At 62.2% G+C, this 18,970-nt stretch carries 21 protein-coding genes; 6 read left to right on the top strand and 15 right to left on the bottom strand.

Annotated features, from left to right (window positions below):
- The 9 genes from O2807_02010 to O2807_01970 all read right to left on the bottom strand — a co-directional run.
- Positions 1–1,221: hypothetical protein (locus O2807_02010; protein MDA0999279.1), on the bottom strand; the 1,221-nt coding region annotated here is incomplete at its 3' end.
- A 3-nt stretch (positions 1,222–1,224) separates the two neighbouring features.
- Positions 1,225–1,959: a DUF4159 domain-containing protein gene (locus tag O2807_02005; GenBank protein MDA0999278.1), complete on the bottom strand. Its 735-nt coding sequence runs from the start codon at positions 1,957–1,959 to the stop codon at positions 1,225–1,227.
- Between the two features lie 55 nt (positions 1,960–2,014).
- Positions 2,015–2,899: an MBL fold metallo-hydrolase gene (locus O2807_02000; GenBank protein MDA0999277.1), complete on the bottom strand. Its 885-nt coding sequence runs from the start codon at positions 2,897–2,899 to the stop codon at positions 2,015–2,017.
- Between the two features lie 149 nt (positions 2,900–3,048).
- On the bottom strand, positions 3,049–3,600 hold the full coding sequence (locus O2807_01995; GenBank protein ID MDA0999276.1) for a DUF4149 domain-containing protein: 552 nt from the start codon (positions 3,598–3,600) through the stop codon (positions 3,049–3,051).
- Positions 3,601–3,687: 87 nt separating this feature from the next.
- Entirely contained in the window at positions 3,688–4,311 is a 624-nt protein-coding gene (locus O2807_01990) for a response regulator (GenBank protein MDA0999275.1), read from the bottom strand.
- Positions 4,312–4,324: 13 nt separating this feature from the next.
- Positions 4,325–5,485 carry a response regulator gene (locus O2807_01985; protein MDA0999274.1) on the bottom strand — a complete coding sequence of 387 codons (1,161 nt, stop codon included), beginning with the start codon at positions 5,483–5,485 and terminating at the stop codon, positions 4,325–4,327.
- 288 nt (positions 5,486–5,773) lie between these two features.
- Positions 5,774–6,160, bottom strand: coding sequence for a hypothetical protein (locus O2807_01980; protein MDA0999273.1), 387 nt, complete (start codon positions 6,158–6,160; stop codon positions 5,774–5,776).
- Positions 6,161–6,265: 105 nt separating this feature from the next.
- The gene (locus O2807_01975; GenBank protein ID MDA0999272.1) at positions 6,266–6,979 is read right to left on the bottom strand and encodes a hypothetical protein; all 714 of its coding nucleotides are present in this window, start codon (positions 6,977–6,979) and stop codon (positions 6,266–6,268) included.
- A 51-nt stretch (positions 6,980–7,030) separates the two neighbouring features.
- Entirely contained in the window at positions 7,031–8,278 is a 1,248-nt protein-coding gene (locus tag O2807_01970; GenBank protein ID MDA0999271.1) for an inverse autotransporter beta domain-containing protein, read from the bottom strand.
- Positions 8,279–9,359: 1,081 nt separating this feature from the next.
- Between O2807_01970 and O2807_01965 the strand changes: the two genes are divergently transcribed.
- Positions 9,360–9,815, top strand: coding sequence for a pyridoxamine 5'-phosphate oxidase family protein (locus tag O2807_01965; protein MDA0999270.1), 456 nt, complete (start codon positions 9,360–9,362; stop codon positions 9,813–9,815).
- 30 nt (positions 9,816–9,845) lie between these two features.
- Here O2807_01965 and O2807_01960 read toward each other — a convergent pair whose 3' ends face one another.
- Positions 9,846–11,033 (bottom strand): cobalamin-independent methionine synthase II family protein, encoded by a 1,188-nt coding sequence (locus O2807_01960; GenBank protein ID MDA0999269.1) that lies wholly within the window; start codon positions 11,031–11,033, stop codon positions 9,846–9,848.
- 178 nt (positions 11,034–11,211) lie between these two features.
- Here O2807_01960 and O2807_01955 point away from each other — a divergent pair, with 178 nt between their 5' ends.
- The 3 genes from O2807_01955 to O2807_01945 are packed head-to-tail and all read left to right on the top strand — an operon-like array spanning position 11,212 to position 13,956.
- Positions 11,212–12,174 carry a methylenetetrahydrofolate reductase gene (locus O2807_01955; GenBank protein MDA0999268.1) on the top strand — a complete coding sequence of 321 codons (963 nt, stop codon included), beginning with the start codon at positions 11,212–11,214 and terminating at the stop codon, positions 12,172–12,174.
- A 27-nt stretch (positions 12,175–12,201) separates the two neighbouring features.
- Positions 12,202–13,017: an MBL fold metallo-hydrolase gene (locus tag O2807_01950; protein ID MDA0999267.1), complete on the top strand. Its 816-nt coding sequence runs from the start codon at positions 12,202–12,204 to the stop codon at positions 13,015–13,017.
- A 39-nt stretch (positions 13,018–13,056) separates the two neighbouring features.
- Entirely contained in the window at positions 13,057–13,956 is a 900-nt protein-coding gene (locus O2807_01945; protein MDA0999266.1) for an SUMF1/EgtB/PvdO family nonheme iron enzyme, read from the top strand.
- On the opposite strand, the gene O2807_01940 is transcribed toward O2807_01945, so the two are convergent.
- Positions 13,919–15,160 (bottom strand): MFS transporter, encoded by a 1,242-nt coding sequence (locus O2807_01940; protein ID MDA0999265.1) that lies wholly within the window; start codon positions 15,158–15,160, stop codon positions 13,919–13,921. The genes O2807_01945 and O2807_01940 overlap by 38 nt on opposite strands.
- A gap of 143 nt (positions 15,161–15,303) precedes the next feature.
- On the opposite strand from O2807_01940, the gene O2807_01935 reads away from it, so the two are divergent.
- Positions 15,304–16,068, top strand: coding sequence for an SDR family NAD(P)-dependent oxidoreductase (locus O2807_01935; GenBank protein ID MDA0999264.1), 765 nt, complete (start codon positions 15,304–15,306; stop codon positions 16,066–16,068).
- Positions 16,069–16,091: 23 nt separating this feature from the next.
- Here O2807_01935 and O2807_01930 read toward each other — a convergent pair whose 3' ends face one another.
- The 4 genes from O2807_01930 to O2807_01915 all read right to left on the bottom strand — a co-directional run bounded on the left by O2807_01930 (position 16,092) and on the right by O2807_01915 (position 18,049).
- Positions 16,092–16,454, bottom strand: coding sequence for a PilZ domain-containing protein (locus O2807_01930; GenBank protein ID MDA0999263.1), 363 nt, complete (start codon positions 16,452–16,454; stop codon positions 16,092–16,094).
- Positions 16,455–16,545: 91 nt separating this feature from the next.
- Positions 16,546–17,418, bottom strand: coding sequence for a DMT family transporter (locus tag O2807_01925; protein ID MDA0999262.1), 873 nt, complete (start codon positions 17,416–17,418; stop codon positions 16,546–16,548).
- Between the two features lie 40 nt (positions 17,419–17,458).
- Positions 17,459–17,623, bottom strand: a complete 165-nt coding sequence (locus O2807_01920) for a hypothetical protein (protein MDA0999261.1) — start codon at positions 17,621–17,623, stop codon at positions 17,459–17,461.
- A gap of 177 nt (positions 17,624–17,800) precedes the next feature.
- Positions 17,801–18,049 carry a hypothetical protein gene (locus O2807_01915; protein MDA0999260.1) on the bottom strand — a complete coding sequence of 83 codons (249 nt, stop codon included), beginning with the start codon at positions 18,047–18,049 and terminating at the stop codon, positions 17,801–17,803.
- 157 nt (positions 18,050–18,206) lie between these two features.
- Here O2807_01915 and O2807_01910 point away from each other — a divergent pair.
- The coding region (locus O2807_01910) for a thiamine pyrophosphate-binding protein (protein MDA0999259.1) at positions 18,207–18,970 on the top strand (764 nt) is incomplete at its 3' end.

The raw sequence follows: 18,970 nt of genomic DNA, 5'->3' as shown, positions 1-18,970 counted from the left end.
GAGGTAGTAATTGCTGAAATACTCGTGGGTGGAAAAATTATCGAAGACGATCACGTCAAAGTTCTTCAACTCTTCCAGAAAAAGCTTGTCCAGGGGAAAGGGAACCAGGCTCAGCTCTTCTGTCGGGACGCCGGGGTCATCCTGCGAGGAGCGGAGAAAGACGAACGAGACAAGATCGATGACCGGGTCGCGCTTGAGGGCCGATCGGAGGAAGCGGTAGTTCCAGCTCGGCGAGCCCGATATCGTGAGGACGCGTATTTTGTCCTTGCGGACCTCGATGGGGATTTCCACCCGGTTGTTCGTGCGGACGAACTCATCTTTTTGCACCGGCGTTTCGACGGCCAGGAGCAGCCCCCCCTCCTCCTCGGGGGTATAGCGGAACTGCAGGGTCTGGCGGCTCGGTGCCTGGCGCACGTCCAGGGTCTGCGTGCGGACAACGCGCCCCTCGCGGGTAAGCGCAACCGGGAGCTTCTTTCCCGTGAACCCTTTGACGGAGAGCGTGACCTCGAAGCGGATCTCCTTTCCGCGGAAGGCGATGCGGGGGGCCCGCACATCGTGGAGGGAGATGTCCCGGAAGCGCTGCGGCGCACCGAATCCGACACTCACAACAGGGGGTATCTTTTCCAGCCCGGGAGGTGGCCAGGGCGCGCCCGAGGTGTCGCCGCCGTCGGAGAGGAGGAGGATCATGGAGGGGCGCTGCCCCGCCGCCGCGTTGCCCTTGTCCAGCTCCTCCCGAATGGCGTTGAGAAAATCACTTCCCGGGCCATCGGCCGCGAAATGCGCCAGCCGCTCCTGCGGCAGGGGCGCAGAATGGGTGTCGTAGCGCAACACCTTGACTTCATAGCCGGGTGAAAGGCGGGCGAGCAGTCCCGGCTTCTCCCCGCCCTTCTCCCCCAGGAGAATCTGGCGAGCCGCCTCCAGCCGCGAGCGCCCCCCGGCCATGTCCTTGACCCCCATGCTTTTCGATCCGTCTATCAGCACCAGGAGGCGGGGCGGAAGCTTCCGCACGCTTTTTTCGATGAGGGTGGGCCCGGAGAGAAAAAAGAGGATGAGCCCGTACAGCATCCCGCGGAGGGCGAAGAGGATGCCCGTCCGGCCCACGGAGAGGCGTTCGCGCAAAAAGGGCCACCTGCGGCGCAGGCTCTCCGCCAGCACGACGCCCACCAGCAGAACAAACCACAGGGGCACTCCACCCGGCCAATGGATCGAAGTCCAGTCCATTTTCTAACCCTGGTTCAAGCGGCGTTGAATAAAAGGATGGTGAATCAGGTCCCGCTTGTAATTCCCGGTCATCGAATATAGGGCGATGTTCACGCCGAGTTGAAAGGCCGCCTTGCGCTGGGCCTCCCCGCCCGGCGTGCACTCCTCGGCCCAGTTCCCGTCCTCCCTGCGCGCCCAGGCGCCGCCCAGATCGTTGCGGCAGTAAACGACGGGCGTGAAAATCCCCAGGCGGATTCCCTCGAGCGTCTGGCTGATGGCCTGTCTGCCCCCCACGGAGCGGACAAGGTAGTAGCTTCTGAAGACGGAATGATCGACCGGGAGCGGCTCGAGCGGCTGCCTCGGAAAGAGCTTCTGGATCAGGGACCGGGCCGAGTGCCCGAAGCCCTCATCGTTTATCCCGAGGCCGTCATCCACCAGCATGAGGCCACCGAACGTCAGATGCCTGCGGAGTCTTTCGATTTCCTCCGCGGCCGGCATCTCGAATTCATAGCGGCCCGACAGATAAAGAAACGGATAATCGAACAAAGCCGGATCGGAGAGGCGGATCGGCCGCTCCGCTTCGCCGGCCTCGATGCTCGTACGGAGGCGGATTTCCTCCAGCAGCGTCTTCAGCGAGGTGGAATACTCCTGCCATCTCCCGCCTTCGTACCGGATCTGGGCAGGGGCAAACTCGGGCGGCAGCTCGATCTGGCCCTTTTCGGCCGGCTGCGCGGCGGCCCATCGCGGAAGGCCCGCCATGCTGGCGGTGCATCCCGCCGCCAAGGCGAGAAAAGCCCGCCGGGAGAGACCTCGCCTAGGGCAATTCATTGCTGGGGACCATCAAGTAGGTGGTCGGGGCAGGAAGCCCGCGAAGGGTAAACGTGACTTCGCTCTTCTCCGCTTGCTGAATACGATCGATGCCGACGACCTTTAAAGCGGCGGCAAATTGCAGCGGCAAACCAGGCCCGAAATAGTGCATCGGAATCAGAATGTTCGGCCCGATGCGCTTGGCCAGCTGGGCGGCCACCTCATGCGGCACGGTCCACGAGCCGTCAATCGGAACCATCATCACATGGATCTTCCCCAGCGCCCGAAGCTGCTGGGGGGATGGCCCGATGCGCGCGTTTCCGAAGTGGGCGATACACAAACCTCCGGCCTTGAAGACGAAAATCGTGTTCTCATAAATCGGCGGCGAGGTCTGAGCCGCCTCCTGCGGATAGCCGAAGATGCGAATCCCCCGGATGAGGCGGTTCACGACGGCGCCGCTTCCATCCATCTTGGCGCCGTAGATGATCGGCGCTTTTCCCTCGAAGGGGCCCGTCGCGGTGTGCGTTTCATGAAAATTGCTCACCGTCACGGCGTGGGGGAGCTTCTTGGGCATGACGCCGAAATAGGGATCTGTCAGGACGCGCGTTCCGTCCGGCGAAATGATTTCAAAGCTGGAGTGCGCCAGATAGCGAATTCGCACTGCCCCCTGCGGAATGGCGGCGGTGCGCACCGGGGCCCCGCTCCAGCTGACGGGCACCACCTGGCCGTCGTGGCGGACGAAACCCGGCTGGCACATGGGCGCGCCGTGCGCGGGGGGCGGGGAGGCCCAGAGGGCGAGTCCGAAAACGCCCCCAAGGACGGCGAAAAGCATCCGGCCGGAGAGAGGAAAGCGTCTGGAATTTCGTGCGTCCAGTGTTTCGCGGCGCGCCATCAAAAACGCTCCCGCAGCGGCAGAGGTACTACTGGGCGCATTCTAATATGGAATGGGGTGACAATCACATCGGAAAAAACAGTGTTCGTCTGAAATTACGAGAATTTTTCACCGGCAAGAAAGTTTCGCAAAACAGGAGGTGAAAGTCCTCATCCTGCGCCGCGCCGAAGGAGAAGCGAAAGCCCGGCCAGAAGGAGTCCGGCCTTCACCATATCCGAAATCACGTACGCCCGGTGGTACCAGCCAAACCGCCTGACCGATTCGGCGAGGAGCGCCCGGTCAGCGAAATCCAGGGAGCGCCCCAGGGTTTCAATCACCGGAGCCATCCAGAAAGCGTGCGAAACGACAAGGAGGAAGGAAAGGACGGCGAAAAGGCCAAACACTCCGAAATGTGCCCCCCGCCACCGCCCCGCCGCAAGCAGGATCAGAAGCACGAGACCGCCCGAGAGTTGGGCAACGTTCCAGCCACGGAAAAGCCGTCGGTTGATCTCGCCCGCCGCGTGGCGCAACACCTGAGCGCGGCGCGCCTCCGGGATTTCCCGGAACTTCTCCGCGATGGACGGATTTTTTACGGTCGAGAGCACGGTGAAAGGCCCGGCGGCCACCCACCAGATCAGCACGGAGCCTGCCAGCCAGGCGGCGGCCAGAATCAACAAAAAGGCAGAAAGAAGAAACGGCTTTCCCCGCGTTCCGGCTGCCATGCGCGCGCCCTCCCCTCCCGGGAAAACCCCGGGGACCCCACTTTACGCATGAGTACCGGGCATGGCAAAGCATTTCGGCCGGAGGCGCTAGGAGGATTTTCCCGTCAAAAACCGCCCGTTCTTTGACGCCAGCGCATTGTCGAGGACAGACGTCACCTGCTCGGACGTTTTGTAGGGCTTCACCACATAGCCCTTCGCGCCCAGATACTCGGCAAGCCGGATCGGGTCGTATCCCAGCCGGAGACCCGCATCCACCAGCGTGTTCACCTTCCCCGGCTCCACCTGTCCCGCCCGTATCCGGTCCGCCACCTTTGCGAGTAGCTCCCTTTTTTTGGCATCGGGCATGTCCCCGCGCTGCTTGTCATAGGCGGCGAGAGACTCGCTATACTTGATGCGGACCTCCTCGTCATCGAGCGAACTCACCATCACCACCGGCGGATGGGGATGGTAGCGTTTGGACAATTCATGCAGCGTCCACAACCCATCGGCCTTCGGCATTTCAATGTCGAGCGTGATCAGATCGGGAGGATCTCCGCTCGCGACGAGCACGTTGTAGGCATCGATCAATTCGAACCCGTTGAGTGCCTCGGCAATCATCTCGTAGACGTACGTATCGGCATTTTCCCTTTCACGGGCAATGGTGGAAAACCGCATTTTCAGAAAATTCAGATGCGTATCATCCGCGGAAAGTACACGGACCCGATTGGCCAATCTTCTTCCCTCCTCAAAACATGTCGTCGAAAGTCCCGGCTTCTTCCTTCGCGCCGGAGCCGACTTTTTGGAACTCCTTGCCCAGGGTGTCAATGTCGCTCAGCAAGCGCTCGTACAGACCGTACGCCGGCGTCGTCTCATATCCCGATTCTCTCCTGTGGGTTTGCATGAAGCTGCAAATCCCCGTCAGGACATCTTTCCCCACCAAAAAATGATCGATGAGGCGCCGGACGAGAGCCGCGTTCAGGCTGCCAAGGTGCGTCCGCACATCGCCGAGAATGTCCTCGAGGCGGTGGATCAGTTTTTGGGAATGGTAGGCCTTCAGGAATCCCGCATTGCCCTTCAGCGTATGGAGCGCGCGGTAGCCCCTCTGCGCCACCTCGAACGCACCCGCGAAATCCTCGAGCTGTCCGTTCTCGAAATGACTCTCGAGCACGAGCAGGCCCTCCTCGAAGTCTGTGATGAGATCCTCGAATGACACGGCATAATCACGGACCACATCCTCCTCCAGGAGCTCTTCCGCCGGCGGGAGGTGCCGGGGTTCGATTTCGGATGCCGATGCCGCCGGAGACGGTACCCCGTTGGTCGCGCCCACCTTTGGGGCCGGGAGATTTCGGCCCGCTCCTTCGGCGGTGCGCCCGTTCCCCGCGGGGACATCCCTTCCCTTCTGGACAAGTTTCGGCTCTATCCGGACAGCCTCCTGCTTCGACACCGGCCGGGGCCTGTTTTGGGGCGGCGCTTTTGCCCGGGTCACGGCGGAGAGCTTATCGAGAAGCTCCTCAAGCGTATATGGTTTGGTCAAAAAGGCCCGGGCACCGCAGAGCATCACTTTGTGGAGATCATCGAGACTCTTATGCCAGCCGGTGATGACTATCACCGGGGTTTTGGGAAAGTGATGCTCGGCCATGCGCAAAACGGCCGGGGCGTCTATGCGGGGAAGTTTCTGGTCCCGTGGCTCCAAGTGCCAGTCGCAGATGATCGAATCGGGAAGGGGAAGCGACTTCGCCTTCACCATCTCCAAAAATTCATACCCGTCGCGCAAAAGCGTGGCCCGGTAGCCCCGCGACTCGAGCTGCTCCCCGAGAAGATGGCGGACGTCTTCCTCGTCTTCCACGACCCAGACGTTTCCTCTTTCCTTTTTGCGGACGACACTGCCAATGGGCGGTTCATTCATCACTTCTTCCCCCAGCGCAAATTCCTGCGCGAACGATGAGACATGGCCCGGATTGAAACAGCGATATCGCATCGGACATTTACTGATACTATATATCCATTCAATCATTATTTCCGGCAGCGACAGCCGACTTATGGGAAGAAATTGATAAAATTGAGCCGCGTGAGTTCGCAGGAAAAACAGGAATTTTCAGATTGGAAGATAAAGTGGAAAGCCTGCCCGCCGGATCAAGAGAAAACACGTTTGATGGCAAAACGCCTGCCTCTCGCCCAAAGGCAAAGAGATATTTCAGTCTTCCTCGATTTGTTGAATTCTCTTTTCCGCCAGAAATTTCGTCAGATGGGAAGAGAGCCGATCTCTTTGGTCATCGCTCATCTGCACGGCAACGCCAGTGGTCCAGCCCGCCCCCGCGCACTCCTGGCGCCAAATGACGTTCCCCTTACAGACTTCCAGAGACGACTCCCCCACGCGCACGGAAACCTCAACCGGATCGCCCGGCACGGCGGGCTTTCCCGCGGTGAAGCGGAAGCCGCCCGTGCCGAAATCCTCCGGGACGACAGGAGCATCCGTCACGTCGGACACCGCCACCCGCAAGGGCGGACTCTCCAGGCCTCTTTGCCCTTCCTCCACGCGAAACCACATGAAGCTGCGCTTGCTGCCACGGCTTTCCATCACCGAAAATCCCTCCTCCGAATTTTATCTCCCGGTGGGTTTACGCATGCAGACTTCCCGCTGGCGGCTCCTGCCCCGATAGCTGACGGCTCTCCCCCCGATAATTGACTAGGGGGTCGTAATGGAGATGGTGACGCTCGGAGCCTCGACAAACATGAAACATGTGGAAGGGGCCGTAAAGAAGGCGCCCAGGGCGCTCTGGGTGTTGAAGGCGACGGAAATGGTCGGGGCCTTGTCCACCGCGGTGAAGGGTTGGGTCAAGGGGAGGACGGCGGCCGCGGTGGCCGGGCCGAGCAACGCGACGCCGGCGGCGTCGTAGGCGGCCTGCGTGGGGTTGCCTCCAAAAGCCCCGGCATCAGGCAAAAAGAGGGTTTGGGGAGTCGCCGGCGCGGAGTTGTGCTTGCCCCTGCTGGGGATGGTCGTCGAGCCCGACGGCGCGCTGGCGTCCGTAAAGCAGGTGTCCGCGCCGAAGGCGACCGAGCCGGTCAGCGTGTAGGAGCGGCCGATCTCCACCTGGACATGGGTGTAGGTGACGTTCTTCACCAGGTTGTTGACCTGCGAGAACGAGCCCACCGCGCTGCCGACGGCGACCGAGGCGATATCAAACGTCTTGGTGCCGCGGCCGAGCTCGGCCTTCTGGGTGCAGGTGGCATTGGTGCAAAGGGCCACGGCGTTGACGGTGATGAGGAACTGGGTGGCGGCGCCGGTGCCGAGGGCGGCCTGGGCGGCGGCGGGGACGAGTGCCGTGAAAAGCACGAACGCCGCCGCCGCGATAAGGCGACGCCCGCCGATGCCTTCCCTCCCCGTCCCCTTGCGGGCCATTTTCTTGCTCCTGGCAAAAATCATGTCTTCCCGCATCCGCCCCAAGCTCCGCTAGTTCCCGCGCGTGATGACGATGCCGCCGCCGCTGAGGACGGTGGAAAGCCGCTCGACGACGATGGTGTTGGTCCGCCGCACGCGGTGGAGCGTCTGGTCGCGCATGTCGCGGGGGCGGAACGCCACCGTGTCGAAGCCGCGGGAGCGGGTCGCCGCCGGAATCTTCTCGGAGGCGAACCGAAAACGGAATTGCGCGAAGAAGGTCTTGTCGGTCCGGTTGTCGTCCTGGAGGCCGAACTCGACCTGCAAGTTGGGATGCGCGTCCAGCTCGAGCGTGTAGCGGCTGCCCGTGATGTTTCTTGACTCCTTGGCGTTCCAGAAGAACCAGGCGACGTGCACCCGGGCCCAGGGAAGATAGGGAATCTGGGAGGTGATCTCGAAATCGTGCCCCGCGAGCGCCTCCTCGAGGATGCCGTTTCCAATCGAGTGGCGATCAGAGAGGGGGACATAGAAGTTTGACCGGAAATCGAAGGCGTTCCACTTGAGTTCGCCGCCGTAACCGAGGCGCCGGTGGTCGTTCTCTGTGGCGACATCGTAAAAAATGTTCACCCCCGCGAGGGCGGTGTTCTCGGCCAGGAGCCTGCGGTAGCCAAGACCGGCGTTGAGCGTCATGTCCCCGCCTCCGAGGCCGGAGATATTGCCGAGCTGGAGCTGGGTAAACAGGGTGTCCGTCTGTTTCTCGCTCTGCAGGAGCGGCTGGACCGTCCAGAGGGCCAAGCGGGACTTTTCTCCCTCGGTGACGTCCCATTCGAACTCGATGCGCTTCATCCAATCGGGAAGACCGCCTCCGATCTCCGGCAGGTCATGGCCGATGATGCGCGGAAGCCAAAGTTCTGTGGCTGTCTTGGCCGTCTGCACCGCGGCAAGCTGAGTGTTGCCCTGCATAGCGCTGGTGAGTGGATTGACCATTCCCGGCAGAAAGAGGGGCTCGGGTTTTTTCCGTATGGGCGGCGGATCGGAGAGATCAATGTCCGACGCGCTCCCATTCTCGCTGAGCTGGGTAACCCCTCCCCGTTGACGCGCCGTTTTCAGTTCTTTCTTCCCCGCGAAGGAGGGCGCATCCGCAGCGGAGTTCCCATTGGCCGAGGGGGCGGTCCCGAGTGGTACCCGCTTCGGAATGATGGGCAAGGAGGTGGAAACATGCCGGAGAAAATCCTTTTCGCTTTGGTCGCCGCCGGGATGGTGCCCGTTGCCGTTGCGGCGCGCCCACACACCGCCATCCCCCGCAACCGAGACGGCCCGCATGAGGGGGGGGGTCTCCTCCGCGGGCAAGAGCGGGAGGCGGAAAGTGCGGGAGGGCCGTCCATTTGCCTCGGGGAGCCGCACCAGACCCCATGGGACTCAGATCGATGACGTGGCGCATTTTCCCGGCCGCCTCCGGCCGACGGAGGGTTCCCCGCAGAGTCTCCCGCCGGTAGGCGAGCATCCGGGCCGGCACCGAGGGGACATGGATGATAAGGAGAAGCGCATTTTCCGGCACACGGCGGATCTCGATTGACTCGATGAGTTCCCCTTCGATCAGGCACAAGAGCGACCCGGAGGCGTTTTCCTCCAGTCGCGCCACCCTTCGGCCGGGCGTCCGGCAACGCAGAAGCGAGAGGTCGGCGTCGGCCCCCTCGAAACGGAGGACCACGGTATTCCCCTTTACCTCTGCGGGAAGAAAGCTGAGCTTTCCGGCGCCTTCCACATCAAAAACGAGGCGGGAGAAATCCTGACCCGCATAGTGGGCATGGCGAATGGCCATCAGCCGGGCGATGGGGCCCGTAAAGCGCGCCACCCCTCGGCTTGGCAGCAACACAGCCGCCGCCAAAAGGGCGAGGAGCACGGCCCGCCACAACTTGCGGTCCATTTTCAAGGACGGAATCCACACCTTCACGCTCAACCCTTTCCGATACAAAAGGATACCGATTCTCCACCTGCCGATCGGATGCAACCGAACGCCTTTTTCCCTGCGAGAAGGGCCCCCAGCCTATCATTCGAGGGAAGAATCACAAGGTCATTTATTTCATCTTTTTCTATCTTTTTATCTTTTTTATTCGATATCGTCCTAAAAATCGTTTCATTATTTCCCGGCTCCGGGGATGACTCCCCGGTACCAGGCCCTGCTCGATCGGCATGTGCACCCTCTCCCTTTCAATTTTTCCCGTGAAACATTTTGACATTTTCATGTCCAAATCCCCCTCTGAAATCCAGGAAAGATGAAAAGAAGAAGTGCGAGCAATCGTGTTAAAATCGGGCCGACGCCGAAAATATGACATCCCTGATCCGCCGCCGCTCCCGCGGGCGCCGGCAGAGACATCTCTCATATCATTCAAGGAGGCAGAACATGGCCGAGCGTCCCACCGAAATGGATGCGTTTCTATCCGACCGGGGAAGGATGGTCCGGGTCTGCACCGTGCGGCCGAACGGCACTGCGCACGTCGTCCCGCTCTGCTACAAGTTCTATCCGGAGGACGGATCGTTCTTCCTCAGCACGGGCGCGGATTCGGTGACGGTGAAGAATCTGAAAAAAAACCCGGCCCTCACGCTGTGCATTGACGATGCCGAGCCCCCCTTCCGCTGCGTCACCGTCGAAGGGAACGCGGAAGTCTCCGAGGTGCTCGGTACCGATCACGACGGGATGAAGCGGATTATCGATCAGTTCTTCGGGCCCGAGATGTGGGAGACCTACAAGGAAACCCCCACGGCCAAGAAGATCCGCGTGCGCATCACGCTAAAGCCCGCGAAATGGGTGTGGTGGGATATGCGCCGCCAGACGCAGGGCTCGGTAAAAATCGGCTAGCGCCCGGCGGAGACCTCCCGCTTTCGGGGGCTAGGCTTCCTGGCGCTTCGTCAGCGAATACCGCGGTTCGGTCATCAGGCATTCCGCCTCGGGCGCCCCGATCTCCTTGCGGACGATGTTCGTGCCCTGCACGAGCGCGGCGATTTTGTAGCGGGCGTGCCGGCGGCTCATGCCCTCGCGGCCCATCCCGCAGTCCGATACGACGACCAGCCGCTCGGCGGGGATGTGCTTCAGGGCCTCGCGAATGTGATCCGCGACTTCCTCGGGCCGCTCCACCTGCAGCCCGTGGTGATCGATCACGCCGACACCGATTTTCATACCCTTGATACGCTCGCCGATCACATCGAGTTCCGCCCGGCCGGAGCTGCACGATTCGAACGTAATGAGATCGGCGTCGATCTGGTTGTAGTACTCGAGCGAGGGCTCGTACTTCTGGACCTCATCGAACATCCGCTGCTGGGCGGGATTGCCCCAGCAGGTATGGCACCACACCTCGGCCTTCTCGCGCAGTCCTTTCACTGTGTTGTTGAAGACTTCCACCAGGAAATCCGGCGTGATGGGCCCGTCCTTGACGCCGCGTGCGGCATACATGTGAATCTGCGGCTCCTCCATCTGGATGACCGGGCAGCCGGCGGCGACGAGTTCCGTCAGCTCCGCGTTCAGCGCATCGCTGAAGGCCATGACCCGCTCGCGCACGTCCTTGTAGTGATCGTCCTGGATCGACATCGCCAGGATTTCGGCCGTGATCGTCCCGAACTTGACGGGCTTTTTGGTCAGGCGCTGGGCCGTTTTCCACATGGGGGCGTACTGCAGATTTCCGCGGCCGACGGGGCCGGAGAGTCTCGGGATGATCCGCGATTCGAGGTAATCGTGCAGAATGTGGCCCGGAGGAAACTTGACCGCCATGGCATGGGGCTGCACCGGCTGCTCGAGCTCCCGGCTGAATCCGTCCATGTGGTAGATCGGATACGTGGTCCAGCTCTGTCCGCACACCTCTTCATCGTAGTGGGCGTCGCCGTCGGTGAGGATATCCAGCCCGGCGCACTCCTGATCCCGCAGATAGACCGAAACCGCGTCAATGTACTGCTCGCGGTAGTTGGAATTGGTCATGGCCGCCAGAAACGAGTTCCTTCCCAGGTTCTGGGTGTACCAGGCCGGCCGGGGCAAAGAGCCGATGATGGAAGTGGGCAGCACGATATCCTTGGTCGCGGTGAGCATTTCGGGCACTCCATTCAATAGGTGGGCGACAATGCAGGGTTTTGAATGCGATGGGCCCTGTTATACGGCACGCGCCCGGAATCGGCAATTCCGGCCCGGCCGCCGCGGGGGAAGTTGGCGGGACCGGCCGGAAGGCCTAGAATAAACAGGAACAGCGGAAAAACAGGGAGGCAGACGGATGCGGAACGCGGTTTCTTTGCCGGTGCAGAGCCGGCTGGTGCGGAATCTGCTGGCCGGGGAATTCGCCCTGACGGCGGACATGAAGCCGCCCGCCTCCGGCAGTCCGGATTCCATTCTCGCCCAGGCCGCGCCGCTCCGCGAATGCGTGAACGCCCTGAACGTGCGGGACACGGGCGGCGCCCACTATCAGGTTTCCGGCCTCGCCTGCGCCGCGGTGCTGGCCGCAAGCGGCATCGAGCCGATCCTCCAGTTTTCCTGCGAAAGCCGGAACCGGGTCGCCATGCTGAACGACATTCTGGGCGCCGCCGTTCTGGGCATTCACAACATCCTGATCCTCCAGAGCGAGAACCAATCCGCCGGCGGGCGGACGCACCGAAGGCGCGCCTCCGATGCCGCGCCCGCCGAACTGATCCGCCTGGTTTCGGAGATGGCGGAGAAAGGGGTGCTCCCCTCCGAGGGTTTGAAGATGACGAGCGGGGGGATATTGCCGTCCCGCTACCCCATTGATGCGCCCCCCCAATTCTTCATCGGGACCTCGGATTTTCCCGAGATGGAGCCCGAGAAAGAATGGCTCGCGCAACTGAAGCCCAAGGCCGGCGCGGGCGCCCATTTCATCCAGACGCAGCTTTGCTTCGACACCGCCGCCATCCGGCGCTATATCTCCAGGCTCAACGACAACGGGATTTCCGGGAAAATGTTCGCGCTCGTCAGCCTCGCCCTGTTGCCCTCGCACCAGACCGCCCTCTGGATGCGCGAAAACTATAGGGGGCTGCACATGCCCGATGAGGTGATCCGCCGCCTGCGGGCGGCTTCCGAGCCGGAACAGGAAGGAATGAGAATTTGCGCCGAGATGCTGCAGGAAATCTCGGAAATTTCCGGCGTCTCGGGCGTCCACCTCGTTTCCCCCGAACACCCGGAACTCATCGCCCAGGCCATTGAAGAATCCGGCCTGAAATCTTAGAAAAAACTCGCTCGGAAAGGAAACTCCATGGAACTCGTTTTGCTCGGCACCGGCGCCCCGCCCCCCTTCCCCAAGACCAGCGGGCAGGCGGACGGCATCGTTTTGGGCGACAAGCTCTACCTCGTGGACGCGGGCCGGAACGTCCCCCGCCAGATCACCGCGGCCGGCTTCAAAGTCCCCCAGGTGGATCATCTTTTCTTCACCCACTTCCACTCGGACCACTACACCGGCTTCGGGGATTTTTTCATTACGCGCTGGATCCTCGGCGCTAAGACCCCGCTCCGGGTCTACGGCCCCGCCCCGGTCACGCAGATCGTCGAAAGAATGCTCGCCTACTACGAGTACGACATCGAGGTCCGCGTCGCCGAGGGAAGGCCCCGCCATGGCTGCGAGATCGAGACCCGGGTCCTCGCGCCGGGCGATGCGCTCGAGGTGGACGGCATCAAAATCCGGGTGGACCACACCACCCACCACGGGAACGTGGCGGACATGCTCTCCTACCGCTTCGAGGCGGATGGGCGCGCGATTGTCCTGGCGAGCGACGGGGGGCCCACAGAGAAACTGGTGCCCTTCGCCCAGGGGGCGGACGTTCTCGTGATGCACCCCTGCATCGCCTCGGAGATCGTCGAGAAGATGGGACAGACGCCGGAGCAGGCCAAGATCATCGCCGCCCACCACGCCTCCCCCGAGGAGGTGGGAAAAACCGCCGCGGCGGCCGGCGTCAAGACCGTCGCCATGTCCCACATCCTGCCGCCGATGGCGGCGCGGGACGCTCTTTGCGCGGAAGTCGCCAAGCATTTTGGCGGAGAGGTGATCGCCGGAGAGGACCTGCAACGGCTATAATCCCAGGCGCCGCCCAAACCCCTGCGGGAGATGCCTCCGATGCCCAGGATCGCTGTCGCCGCTCTAGTGTGGATGACCCTCTCCGGAGTGGCCCTGCCCCCTGCGGGCGCGGCCCCGGCGGAGGGGAAATACGCCGGGATGGTCCTCATCCCCGCGGGCCCCTTCCAGATGGGAAGAGACAACGGTCCGGACGATGAAAAACCCGCGCACCAGGTCTATCTCTCCGCCTTTTACATCGACCGCAACCTGGTGCGGGTATCCGAATACGCCGAATTCATCCGGGCGAAGAGCCACCTCGGCCCGCTGGGCGAGATGTATCTCGACGCCCCCGACCCGGATGCGCGCATTCATCGCCGGGGCGGCGTTTGGACGGCCGACAAGGGTTTTGAGAACTACCCGGCCGCGGAGCTGAGCTGGCACGGGGCCGTCGCCTACTGCCGCTGGCGGGGGAAACGCCTCCCCAGCGAGGCCGAGTGGGAAAAAGCCGCCCGCGGGACCGACGGGAGACTCTATCCCTGGGGAAACCAGCCGCCCACCCAGGAGCTGGCCTTCTTCGGCGGCTTTCACGGCGAGACCGTCCCGGTCGGCCGCTACCCCAAGGGCGCAAGCCCCTACGGCGTCCTCGACATGGCCGGCCAGGTGTGGGAGTGGACCCGCTCGCTCTACCGGAAATACCCCTACCAGAGCCGCGACGGCAGAGAGAACCTGAAGACCGAGGATACCCGGGTCGCCCGGGGCGGAACCTCATCGAGCGATGCCGAGGGCCTGACCGCCACCTCGCGCACCCCGGTCGATCCGGGAAGGCTCGACACCGGCCATGCTTATTTTGGGTTCCGGTGCGCCGCCAATCTGGAGATGGTACAGCGATCGTTCCGGAAGATGGCGCGAAGGGGCCGGCCTTTTAGTCCGCCCGCGCCACCGTCACCCTTGCCGCGATGAATATGTGAAGAACCATCGCGGCGATCAGCACCGTGATGGGGATGGAATAGCTTCCCGTCAGATCGAACGCGAGGCCGGCGAGGGGCGGCCCGACGATGCCGCCGATCGCGAAGCATATCTCGAAAACGCCCATCACCATCCCGATGACCCGCCGATCGAATATATCGGACGACAGGGCGGCAGAGATCGAGGCCATCCCGCCCATCCCGAACCCGTAGATGATCCCGAAGAGGAATCCCAGGATCGGGAGATAGCCCAGCTGCGGGATGAGGAGAGTCAAAAGAAGTCCCGCGGCGGCAATCCCGTAGGAGATGTTCAGGGCGCGAATCCGCCCCATGCGGTCGCTGAGCCAGCCCATGGATATGCTTCCGAACATACGGAGAAAGCCCGTGATCCCCAAAATGATGGCGGCCAGGGAGAGTCCGTAGTTCTGATCCACCAGATAGAGCGCCATGTGGCTCATCATGGTGTTCATGTGAAGGCCCGTGATGAAGCTCATCAGGACGAGGGCGGTGAACCGGGAGTCCCCCCGCACGGCCGAGAGGGCTTCCCGAAGGCCCACGCGCGCTTCGGCCGATGGAGACGAGGCCGGGTCCTCCTCCCGCGGCGGAAGACCGTCAACCGCCTGCCCCACCTCCTCCGGGCGGTTCCGGACAAGGAAAAAATTCAGCGGGGCGAGCACGAGCAGAACAAAGAGGCCGTAAGCGAGGTAGGCGTGCCGCCAGCTGAAATGGGCGATCAGGCGCTCGATGGTGGGCGAGAGCATGAGTCCCCCTATCCCGATTCCCGACAGAACAATGCCGACGGCCATCCCCCGCTTGCGCCGAAACCAGCGGGGCACGATGGCGGCATGCATCGGGTAGCCGCTCAGGGCACTCCCTATCCCCATAATCAGGCCGGTCAACAGGTAGACGTGCCACAGCGAGGTGATGAACCACCCGAAGGCGAGCGCCGCGCCGACGAACACCGACCCCCAGGGCATCACCCGCCGCGGCCCGTAGCGGTCCATGAGGGAGCCCGTTACCGGCGCCATGAAGCCGTGCAGAAACATGTTCAGCGAATACGCCCCGCCCAGCGCCGCTCGCGACCAGTTGAACTCCCCGATCAGCGGAATCTGGAAAATGGAAAACGAAAAGCGGGCCGTCGAGTGAAACGCCATCGTCATGAACGAGAGCCAGATAATGACCCATCCGTAATAGATCACGGAAGATTTTCTGGGATTGACTGGCGTCATTCCGTGAACGTCCCGAACAAAGAGAGCGCGAATGGCGCGCATCATCGCACATTTTCCCCCGGAGGCGATACAATGTCTCCCCTACGCCACCCGGAATTGTCGGAGGAAATACCATGGTCAAAACGCCAGACTACTTCAGCGGTAAAACGATACTCATCACCGGCGCCGCCAGCGGGATCGGCCGGGCCACCGCCCGCATCTTCGCCCGCGAAGGGGCGAATGTGCTTTGTGCCGATCTCGACGCGGTGGGCGCACGCCGAATCGCCGATGAAGTCTCCCGGTTTGGGGGCGCCGCACTGCCTTTTGCCATGGACGTGACGCGCCGCGAGGATGCCGGGGAGATGGTGCGCCTTGGAAAGCGTGAATTCGGCAAAATCCATTTCCTGTTCAACTCCGCCGGCAGCATTGTGCGGCGCTGCAAGTTTCTGGAAATTGATGACGACACCTGGGACAAGACGTTCGATCTGAACGTCAAGGGCACGTTCTACTGCACACAGGCCGTGCTCCCCGAGATGCTGGCGGGCGGCGGCGGGGTCATCGTCAACATGGCGAGCATGGCCCATCTCAACGGGGCCCCGGGCATCGCCGTCCATTACGGGGCGGCCAAGGGGGCGGTGACCACGATGACGCTCGGGATCGCCCGCGAATTCGCCGACCGGGGCATCCGCTGCCTGTCGATCTCGGCGGGATACGTGGATACGCCCTTTCAGAGAAGCGCTTCAGAGGAGTTGTGGGAAAGAATGAGCGCCTCGATCCCGATGGGGCGGATGGGGACCCCCGAGGAGATCGGCGAGCTGGTGCTCTTCATGTGTTCGGACGCCTGCCCTTTCATGACGGGGGATACGGTCAAGGTCAACGGGGGCGCCGGCTTCCGGTAGGATGGTTCAGGGAAGCGTCGAGCCTATAGGCTTTCCGGCGTCTCGCCACTGAGGATGGCCGTCAAAATCGAAGAAAAGTTGTCTCTGACTTCTTCGGAAATGTCGAGTGCGATGCCCACCATGCACCCATTGCCGTCGGAGGATTCCTCCACCCACGCCACCTGCGCCTTGCAGCCCTCGATGGCGACATCGCCGGAGCGGATGGTACAGGAGAGAAGAGTGCCCGGCTCGAGCTGTTTCGGGGAGTGCACCTTGAAGCCGCCCGCGCTGAAATCATCCGGCGTCAGCGCCGCCTCGGAAATCTCCGGAACGAAAATCAGCAAAGAAGGCGATCCGTCCACTTCCTGCGGCGAGCCGAACCTCTGAAAAAGACGCTTATCATTCATCAATAAATCCCCTTGGCATGTTGAAATCCGCACCCTGCCGGTATTCTACCCGAACCCGACAAAGACTCAAGCCGCCTCCCCTTCCCCGGACTTATGACGAGAGCGCCAAGATGGCCAGGGCGGCGAATCCAAGCCCGGCCCACTTCCATCGATTAAACGTCTCCCCCAGAAAAACAGCCGCCAAAATGGCCGTGAGCACGAAGCTCATCTGCACGATGGGCACTACCGCGCTCGCGTTTCCGCCCAGCCGAAATGAAGTGAGCAGACAAAAGAAAGACACCGACTTGAGGCTTCCGGTGATGGGAAAATAAATCCAGTTGCCCGGCGGGAAGCCGTACCGCCCTCTCGCCACCATCAGAATGAACGCTGCCACGCTCCAACTGCAGGCACCGAATACGATGAGGAACGGGACGTTGCCGCCGTTCACCACACTCACCTTGAAGATGACGTTCACGACAGAGAAAAAGAACATGCCAGAGAGCACAAGCGCCAAAGAGCGCGACGAAAGGCCTCTCCTCCCACCACCGCCTCCCGCCGGGGACCGGCTTCTGCCCATGACCGCGGTGCTGGCGATGGCCAGGCCGGCGAAGACCAGGCCGGCGGTCAGGGAAATGGTCCAGCGCTCCCCCAGAAAAAGAATCGCGAAAAAGGCGACGAGAACAAAATTGAGGCGGAAAATGAGCGTGTTAATGCTCGCCTCGCCTTCCCGGAGGCTGCTCACGAACAAAAAAATGGCGATGAAGGAGAAAACACCGAAGATGGGGCCGTAGATGAGGGAAGCCCGGTTCGGCTCCAGATCGCCGTTGAGATACCCGAAGAGGAGAGCGACCAGCGCGAAGGGAATCCACTCGACCTGGAGATAAGTTTCCAGGACGATGCCCCTGTTCTGCGCCCTTTTGTAGAAAAAATCCGAGGCCCCCTGGGCGCACATCCCCAGAATCGCCAACAAGATGGGTACGGACATCCACACCTCCAGCCCGGTGTCTTCGGAAAAGGCCCCGCCGCTAGCGGGAGGCGCCCTCTTTTTCCCAGTCCGCCGGCCAGCTGATCCGCCCCTCGGGGGGCTCCAGCTCGTTCCGGAATCCGTCCTGAAGGCGATTCCAGGCGTTGAAGAGGCATGTGAACAGGGTGAGCTCGACGATTTCCTGTTCGCTGAAGTGCGCCCGCATCGCTTCAAAGGCCGCATCGTTATTGCGGGCCGTGTTGAGGGTCAGCGCGCGGGCCCAGCGGATGACCGCCTTCTCCCGCTTATCAAACAGATCGCTCGACTCCCAGCCCGCGTCCAGCGCGCTGTAATGATCCTGATTCAGACCGGCAGCTTGACCAAGCTCCTGGTTGTGGGTCGTTCATATCAGGCACTGGTTCATCCGGCTCGGGGTGACGATGGCCAGCTGCATGAGGCGCATTCTCTCGGGCGAGATTTTCCAGTTGCTCCGAAGGGAGTAGCTCAGCTCCATGATGTGGTGCAGGGCCTTCGGCGAGTGGGCCAACGTCCTGAAAAAATTGGGGACGCTCCCCCACAGGGCCCGCGAGCGCTCGAAGTAAGGTTCATGATCTCCTTTGGCCTCATCCGGTATCGGCGTAATCCGAAACATCCTCCCCCCCTCTCAAGCCAGATCCGCAGTGGAAACAAAAACCGGTTTTCATCTATGGTACAGATTCCGCGCTTTTCCCTCAACAAAGGACGGCGCATGCCGCCTTGTTTCCGGGGCGGGGCGGCTTTTTCATATTGCGAAACTAAGGGGTCCACCCATGGCGGAAACGAAAAACGGAAAACTCCATACCGGCAGGGCGGTTCTCGCCTCCCTGAAAGCCGAAGGAGTGAAACACGTCTACACCCTTCCGGGCAGCCATATCCTCCCTATCTACGATGCCATTATTTACGAGAGCGACATCCAGCTCATCCTTTGTAAGATCGAGGCGTCGACCTCCTTCATGGCCGATGTGCACGGCAGACTGTCGGGAGAGCCCGGCGTCTGTCTCGTCACGGCGGGGCCCGGCGCCCTGAACTCCACCAGCGGCGTTGCGCAGGCCATGGCCTCGGCCAGTCCGATGGTCCACATCACGGGCGCCGTCCCGCCGGAAGCGGGCCTCGAAGCCTTCCACGGGGTGGACGACACCTATTTCACCCACAAAATGTTCGAGCACATCACGAAAGCCAGTCTCCATGTGAACCGGATCGAGGACATCCCCGAAGCCATGGCCCGCGCCTTTCACATCGCCCGCAGCGGACGGCCCGGCCCCGTTCATATCGAGCTTCCGCGAGAGACCAACGCCAGTCCCCACATGATCACGGCGGAGCCCGCCGAGGTGGCCCCCTATGTCTGCCTCGCACCCCGATTCTCCGAACCCGAGGAGCGCGAGATCGCGGCCATTCTCGAGGCGCTCGCCAAGGCGGAGCGCCCTGTCATCGTGGCGGGCAAGGGCGTCCTCCGCCGGAGTGCCGTCGCGCTCCTGGGGGAATTCGCGGAACAGATCGCGGCCCCCGTGGTGCAGGTGCAGGACGCCCTCGGCGC

The organism is bacterium (assembly GCA_027622355.1).
Classification (GTDB): Bacteria; UBA8248; UBA8248; order UBA8248; family UBA8248; genus JAQBZT01.
This window is presented reverse-complemented; position numbering and strand designations above follow the sequence as displayed.